General features: G+C 40.2%; 8 protein-coding genes. 7 read left to right on the top strand and 1 reads right to left on the bottom strand.

The features are described from left to right. Positions 1-121 precede the first annotated feature (121 nt). The 6 genes from JFC06_RS11525 to JFC06_RS11500 all read left to right on the top strand — a co-directional run bounded on the left by JFC06_RS11525 (position 122) and on the right by JFC06_RS11500 (position 4,122). Positions 122-457 (top strand): hypothetical protein, encoded by a 336-nt coding sequence (locus JFC06_RS11525; RefSeq protein WP_198335170.1) that lies wholly within the window; start codon positions 122-124, stop codon positions 455-457. Positions 458-819: 362 nt separating this feature from the next. After that, a complete protein-coding gene (locus JFC06_RS11520) occupies positions 820-1,224 on the top strand; it encodes an ATP-binding cassette domain-containing protein (RefSeq protein ID WP_198335169.1) in 405 nt (134 codons plus the stop codon). 6 nt (positions 1,225-1,230) lie between these two features. After that, positions 1,231-2,277 (top strand): AAA family ATPase, encoded by a 1,047-nt coding sequence (locus tag JFC06_RS11515; RefSeq protein ID WP_198335173.1) that lies wholly within the window; start codon positions 1,231-1,233, stop codon positions 2,275-2,277. 186 nt (positions 2,278-2,463) lie between these two features. Continuing rightward, the gene (locus tag JFC06_RS11510) at positions 2,464-2,874 is read left to right on the top strand and encodes an OsmC family protein (RefSeq protein ID WP_198335168.1); all 411 of its coding nucleotides are present in this window, start codon (positions 2,464-2,466) and stop codon (positions 2,872-2,874) included. A gap of 67 nt (positions 2,875-2,941) precedes the next feature. After that, entirely contained in the window at positions 2,942-3,406 is a 465-nt protein-coding gene (locus JFC06_RS11505; RefSeq protein ID WP_198335167.1) for a flavodoxin family protein, read from the top strand. A 74-nt stretch (positions 3,407-3,480) separates the two neighbouring features. Then, positions 3,481-4,122, top strand: coding sequence for a DUF938 domain-containing protein (locus JFC06_RS11500; protein ID WP_227685599.1), 642 nt, complete (start codon positions 3,481-3,483; stop codon positions 4,120-4,122). 151 nt (positions 4,123-4,273) lie between these two features. On the opposite strand, the gene JFC06_RS11495 is transcribed toward JFC06_RS11500, so the two are convergent. Continuing rightward, the gene (locus tag JFC06_RS11495; RefSeq protein WP_198335165.1) at positions 4,274-5,071 is read right to left on the bottom strand and encodes a dienelactone hydrolase family protein; all 798 of its coding nucleotides are present in this window, start codon (positions 5,069-5,071) and stop codon (positions 4,274-4,276) included. Between the two features lie 474 nt (positions 5,072-5,545). On the opposite strand from JFC06_RS11495, the gene JFC06_RS11490 reads away from it, so the two are divergent. Then, a complete protein-coding gene (locus JFC06_RS11490; RefSeq protein ID WP_198335164.1) occupies positions 5,546-7,633 on the top strand; it encodes a catalase in 2,088 nt (695 codons plus the stop codon). Positions 7,634-7,789: the final 156 nt, after the last annotated feature.

Raw genomic sequence — 7,789 nt, 5'->3', positions numbered from 1 at the left:
CGTAGCGCCAATGGTAGTGTGGTTCGCCCATGTGAGAGTAGGTCATCGTCAGCTCTCTATTCCTGATTTGCCCCTTGATACTAACGTATCAAGGGGCTTTTCTTTGCCTGATTGATTATAAATGTGGGTTGCTGACAAACCTGTAGGAATGAGTTTGGTAGGTTTAATAAATCCGCTTGAAGGTAGAAATAAAATTAAGATGTATTTTACAGGCTTGTATAGGCTATACTTAAGTTCAGTATTTAAACATAACTGTTTTGAGTACTCTACTCTAAAAGGAAAAGTGCAATGGCTGTTAAACATACACCTACTAGCGAAATTCATAGTGGAACAAAAGGCGGGCGTACTGGTTGTGGTTTTGATACTAAGCTACATCCCAACCATTGGGTTAATAGTTCGCAAAAAATTACCTGTGGCAAAAATGGATGTAAAAATTAATAGTTTATTTTATATTTAAAGTTTTACTAGACTTGATCTCTACTTGGACTCAGAAGTGCAACATTGTTGCCCCATTAGTAATATAGTTTGCCCATGTGAGAGTAGGTAACCTTCAGCTCTCTATTCTATATAAAAGCCCCCTTCGCTAATGCGAAGTGGGCTTTTCTTTGGCTGGATGTTTTATTGCTTCATTTGATTATAGTTTTTTTATGTACAAAAATAAACTAAATCAGTAGTGATATCTTATTGAGTTTTATTCAAAACAACTTCCTCAGATGATTGTATCTTAGATTATAATTTGTATTATACGTTATCGGGACTTACAGATAGATACTATGAAAATCACTCTTGAAAAATTAAAAAAAATAGAAAAACTAGAGTTTGAAAATACCAAGTCAAGGTGTTTGGCTTATTACAGGTTTAAATGGTTCAGGTAAAACGAGTTTATTAGCTGCTTTATTTAGAATTGGATCAAGCCATGCGTTTCAACGCTATTATAGAACGAGTACTTTTGAAGATAAGCTTGATTCATTCAGTGACGCAAAAATTACGTATCAAATCAATGGTAATGAAGTTTCTTATGCTTATGGTGGAAAACGATGGAGGGCTACTCCAAGCAGAAATTCAAGGTTGTTTCAAAATTTTCCATATAATTCAGTAAAATTTATTGAAGCTAATGGAAGTAGAGTAGAACCCTTTGCTGATGAAATTAGACCTAGATCTGTAAGGACAGCGCCTGAAGATATTCGAGCTTTCATGGAGTATGTGTTGGGTGATAGCAAATAGAGTAATCTGAAGTATGTTAATACAAGAAGGGGTGTTGGAAGCGAGGCTTATCTTCTATCATATTTAAGTAGAGGAATAAAGTATTATTTTTCTGAAAAAAATTTTAGTTTAGGTGAGCTTTGTGTATTAAAGCTTGCTTGCCAACTTTCCAATATCCAACAAACTAGTTTAGTTTTAATTGATGAGATCGAAATGGCTCTTCATCCTCAAGCACAAGTACGATTACTTGAGAAAGTAAAGGATATATCAAGTATCAAACAATTAACTACTTTATTTTCTACGCACTCAGCCACTTTAATAAAAAATATTGATAGAAAAAGGATAATTTTACTCAAAGAGCAGACTGTGGAAATATTCAAAAGCGTACTCGATGTCTACCCAGCACAAGTATTAGGAGAAATAGCTTTTGATGACGAACTCAGTGCGGATTATATTTTTTTAGTTGAAGATAAACAGGCTAAAATACTATTGGAGCAAATGCTAGCCTTTTATATCTCAGAAACGCACAGTACAAGAAACTATTCACCATTGTATAAAATTGTTCCTATTGGCGGGTATAAACAAGTTGTTGAACTACTCAATAGCTCAAGTCAGATATTTCCAGAGTTTGTTAAACGCTATGCTTTTCTAGATGATGATGTACGATCTGAAATACTTGTTAATGCTACACTACAAAATAATCAGGACTTGTTACAATTATTTGAGCAATCTAATAGTAATATTAAATATTTACCATGCACTCCTGAAGTTGGATTAATGGAAATGATTGAAGCAGGAAACGCAAATACTGAAATTAATGGCTTATTTAATGGTGCATCAATAAATATTCAAAGAATCATTTCAAACTCTGATTATACGAGCTTAAATAAACAAAATAATCGCGCTAAAGCTAAAGATAGAATCAAACACGTAGTTGAAAAAATTAATTCCTCTACAGGTGTAATTGATAACGATATATATAAGTCACTGTATAAACTTTATTGTGAACAGACTTACAATCAATCGTTGACTGGTTTGGACCAATTATTAGCTCCCATCCTAAATTCAAGGTAGCGTATGAAAAGTTAGTTAATCTTGATTACTATTAAAGTCCTCAAAGGTAGTATTAATCTATAGAGTATATTTTAAGTTATTGTGCATTAATTCCTAAATTTATAATCTAGTTTTTTGACTATCAGTACACTACTTAAACCTGTTAAGACTAGTAAATCAACAACAGTAACTATCAAAGAGAACCCAATGACCACTTCAAAAGTAACCTACCAAGGCGATCTACGCACCACCGCTATTCATTTGCAATCAAACAATGAAATCATTACCGATGCGCCAACAGATAATCAAGGTAAAGGCGAAGCGTTTTCACCGACTGATTTATTAGCGACTAGCTTAGCCAGTTGTATGCTGACCATTATCGGTATCAAAGCGCGGGAGATGGATATCGATATCGCAGGTACTACGAGCGAGGTGACCAAAATCATGGCCGCTGAGCCAAGACGTGTTAGTGAAGTGCATGTGGCTATCACATTTAATAAACAGCTTGATGAAAAAACGCAAAAAATATTTTATAACACGGCGCTGACTTGTCCGGTTGCAAAAAGCATCCATCCTGACATTATCCAAAAGGTGACTGTTAATTCTAAGAGCTATTAATTCTAAAGCTAACAAATCTAAGAACTACTAATTCCAGAAACTAGTAACCTCTATAATGGTGATTGATATGGCTACCAAAACCTTACTTATTGTCGCTCACGCACCGTCGCCCAATACCGAGAAGTTGGCACAAGCGGCCTACGATGGGGCCAATCATCCTGATATAGATATCAATGTCATTCTAAAATCACCGCAGGATACACAGCCCGAAGATGTACTCGCAGCCGATGCGCTATTATTAGGCACGACTGAGAATCTCGCGTATATGGCAGGGCTCACCAAGGACCTCTTTGATCGCTGTTACTATCCCGTATTAGAAGAGAAGCAAGGCATGCCATTTGCCTTGTACATTCGCGCAGGCCAAGATGGTACAGGTACCAAACTTGCAATGAAGACGATTACAACTGGGCTGCGTTGGGAGTGGATTCAAGAGGCGCTGATTTTACAAGGGGAGTGGCAAGAGGTATTTGCCGAGCAAGTCGAAGAGCTGGCTATGACACTAGCCGCAGGAGTAGAGGCTGGGATTTACTAACATTAATGTTATGCGTTGTCTAATACTGCCAACGTTGTCTTTATTTATAGGGGGAATCAGTGCAAAGATCCAATTTGGGTAATACAGATGTAGAGCCGCGGGAGACACTGCCATTTTCTCAAGCTTGTGAAAACAATAAAGGAGCCATCTTAGCGGTATTGAAAACCGTACTGGCATCGTCTGCGCACGTTTTGGAGGTGGGGTCAGGAACAGGGCAACACAGTGTGTACTTTGCACCGTATCTGCCACATTTGCAGTGGCAAACCAGTGATTTGGACAGCAATCACAAGACTATCCAAGCTTGGCACAATGCCTATCCATCGACTAATTTGTCTCTGCCGTTGTCGCTTGATTTGGCAAAAAGCGATTTCCCCGTTAATGTAACCCAGCCGTTACCTTACGATGCCATTTTTACGGCCAATACCCTACATATTATCACTTGGCCATTGGTTGAGCGGTTACTTACGCTAGCGGGAGGCACATTGCCCTTATGTGGAAAGTTAATAGTATATGGCCCATTTAACGAGAAGGGACGCTATACCAGTGATAGCAATGCTCAGTTTGATCAATTGCTACAGCAACGAAACGCTGGTAGCGCTATTCGTGACAAAGAAGCGGTTATAGCATTGGCTGACAGTCACTATCTAACGTTAATCGCAACTCATGCTATGCCTGCTAACAATCAACTGTTGGTATTTGAAAAGGTAGCTACCTAGTACCTAGCATTAAAATTCAGCTGTATTAAGCCTCTCATTTCACCTGCTTTTTATTGATAAAAAGCACCGGCACCATAGCTTACATAGAACTGCTATAGTGCCTGTGCTTCGTAAACATCATTCTCTACCTTAGATAGCGTCAGTACGTCTCTTATTTGTTAGGGTACTCATTCGCTAAAAAATCTAAATAACGGTTCCATGACCGTTCATCCGCCCGAGCGTCGTATCTGTCGCTACCAAACACAGTAAAGGCGTGGGGCGCACCGCTATAGGTGATCATCTCATGAGGCACCTTGGCCGCCTCTAACGTCTTGCCTAAAGTCGCAAAGCTCTCTAAGGATACAGAGTCATCAGCAGAGCCATGGAACACCAAAATCTCTCCAGTAGTCTGATCATAACTTTGACTCGTTGGAATATCAAAGGCACCGTGGAAAGGGACAAAGGCTTTTTGCGGGAACCCTGAACGTGCTAGCTCTAACGCAACGGTACCCCCAAAACAGTATCCCATGGTAACGCCTTTACGCACATCATTACCTTGTAGTCGTCCTGCATTCAACGCCCCCTCTAACAAGCGCCGCATTTTGCTGCGATCGTCATATAATGCGCCGGTTAAGCGTTTGTTTTCCTCAACAGAAGTGGGGCGGATTCCTTGTCCAAACATGTCTGCCGCTAGGACGTTGTAGCCTTCAGTCGCTAGCATCTCAGCGCGTTTGCGTTCATAGTCTGTGAGTCCATCCCAATCATGAATCAGTAAAATAAAAGGGGCGTTGGGCTTATCCGCTTTGGCGTAATAGCCTTCGTATGCTTGGTCATCCACAGTATAGGTAACATTTTTGGTTGTAATGGCAGCAGCCGTTTGGCTGACGGTCAATGCCATCATGCTCACTGCAGCACTGATGATCAAAGAGGAGTAAGCACTTTTAGAGAGAAAACGCGGTGTTGATAACATAGTCGGTAGCCTTATGGTTTTATAAAAAAGATAAATATATGGCTAAAAACTATGTCCATTTTATTTATCAACGATGATTAGCACGTGTCCTCACTATGAATCATTTAGAAGATTATCGATTAAATGGAGAACACGGCCTAATTGCTCATAAAATCATACCGTAAAGAATAACTACATTACAAGATGCGATTGTTAAAAGTTATACGTCATTAAAAAACGTAACGTTCGCTTAATCCATGAATGTGTGCAAAGTTTAACCAAAAATCAACAAGGTTCACTATATAAAAAACTGAAATTTTGGTTAGTATAAGTCGCAGGCCTATTATTTCTTTTTGTTTTAATAATTGGTAACACTGGAAGCACAGATAATAAAAGACATGTGAAGTCACAACTATCTCAAAGGATACTAAATCTGTGTGAGCACATTTTTGATGGTCTCAAAAAGACTATTTTACTCATTAGTAAGGATATTTTATGAAAAAGACTCTTGATCATAACGACCCCGCTAAAAATATGAATACGGAGCGTGGGAATGGAGGTGAACCTCACCAGCGTGCTGAAGGTGACACTCAAGTGTTAACCACGCAGCAAGGTGTGCCTATCTCTGACAATCAAAATTCTCTAAAAGCCGGAGACCGTGGTCCAACGCTGTTAGAAGATTTTGCCTTACGTGAAAAAATTACCCATTTTGACCATGAGCGTATCCCTGAACGTGTCGTTCATGCTAGAGGTAGTGCGGCTCATGGCTATTTTGAGCTGACCGAATCACTGGCAGAGTACACAACGGCCAATATCCTAACTGAAACTGGTAAGCAAACTCCGGTCTTTACCCGTTTCTCAACGGTAGCTGGTAATAAAGGCTCAAAAGATACACCGCGCGATGTGCGTGGTTTTTCCACTAAGTTCTATACGGACGAAGGCAACTGGGATTTAGTGGCTAACAACATGCCTATTTTCTTTATTCAAGACGCTATTAAATTTCCAGATCTCATTCATGCAGTAAAACCAGAGCCAGATCGCGGATTTCCACAAGCCGCCTCTGCCCATGACACATTTTGGGATTTTGTCTCTTTAACCCCTGAAACCATGCACAACGTTATTTGGCTGATGAGCGACCGTGCGTTACCACGTAGTTTTAGTATGATGGAAGGTTTTAGTATTCATAGTTTCCGTTTGATCAACAAAGAAGGTAAAAGTACGTTTGTACGTTTCCATTGGAAGCCAGTAGCAGGCGTGCAATCACTCATTTGGGATGAAGCGGTTAAAATTTCTGGCGCTGACCCTGATTATAATCGCCGAGATTTATTTGAAGCGATTGAAGCGGGTGATTACCCAGAATGGCAATTGGGCGTTCAGCTCTTCACTGAAGAAGAAGCCGATAAGTTCCCATTTGACCACTTAGATGCAACCAAGCTGATTCCAGAAGAGACCGTACCAGTGAAGATTATCGGTAAGCTGGTACTGAACCGTTATCCTGATAATTTCTTTGCAGAAACTGAACAAGTAGCGTTCTGTCCATCGCACGTACCACCAGGTATCGATTTCAGTAACGATCCTCTATTACAAGGTCGTCTGTTTAGTTATTTAGATACGCAGTTATCACGTTTGGGTTCACCAAACTTTGCGCAGATTCCAATCAATGCGCCGAAGTGTCCGTTTGCCAACAACCAAAAAGACGGTCATATGCAAATGCGAGTGCCAAAGACGCGTGCTTTATATGATCCACAGAGTCTAGATCCAGAAAGACCCCGTGAAAGTGAAGAGAAAGGCTTTAAATCGTTTGATGAACAACTGGATGATGGTGTTAAAGGTCGCGTAAGAGCAGAGAGCTTTGCCGATCACTATAGTCAACCGCGCATGTTCTATCGTAGTCAAACGCCAGCAGAGCAAGCCCATATCGCCACCGCTTATACCTTTGAGCTCAGTAAAGTAGATACACCACATGTACGTACACGTATGCTTGGACACTTGCGTCAGATCGATGAAGAGTTGGCTTCTCGCGTGGCTAAGGCGCTGGGTATGGAGCTACCAGAACCAGCTGAAGCGATGGCACCAGTACAAGATTTAGCGCTATCAGAACCGTTGCAAACGATTGGAAGAACACCTAAAACCTTACAAGGTCGCATGATTGGTATCTTGGTCGCAGAAGGCTCAAAACATAGCGAAATTAAGAAGTTTGAAGAAGCTGCTATGAAAGAGGGCGCACGAGTCAAGATTGTTGCACCTAACAAAGAAGTAGCGTTAGATGATGGTACGCGTATCCAAGCAGATGAGCGGGTATCAGGCGGACCGTCAGTGTTTTTTGATGCAGTCGTGAGTATTATTATGCCGGATCAAGCCAAAAAAATGGCCAAAGACAGTGCTACGTTAGATTGGTTTAATGATGCTTATGTACACTGTAAAGCGATTGCCTATTGCGGTGCGACAGATGAGTTTATTTTAAGTAAACTACCGGTCAAAAAAGATGCCTTTGTTACGCCACTGGCTGAACTCGATAGCTTTATTGATAATGCCAAACAGCGTTTATGGGAGCGTGAACCAAAGGTACGTGATTTGGCATAAGCGTTGTCTAACCAAACTTTACTCTTATCATAAAAAGACTCAGCCTAAGTGCTGAGTTTTTTTATGGATAAAAAATACATGATGAGAGTAAAAACGATAGTCACAAGCGTTCACTGAAAAGGATTTATTTTGTACTGATCAACGCTATACTAAAAA

Source organism: Psychrobacter namhaensis, assembly GCF_016107545.1.
GTDB classification, from domain to species: Bacteria; Pseudomonadota; Gammaproteobacteria; order Pseudomonadales; family Moraxellaceae; genus Psychrobacter; species Psychrobacter namhaensis.
The sequence above is the reverse complement of the archived record's forward strand: the minus strand, read 5'-3'. Positions and strand labels throughout refer to the sequence as shown.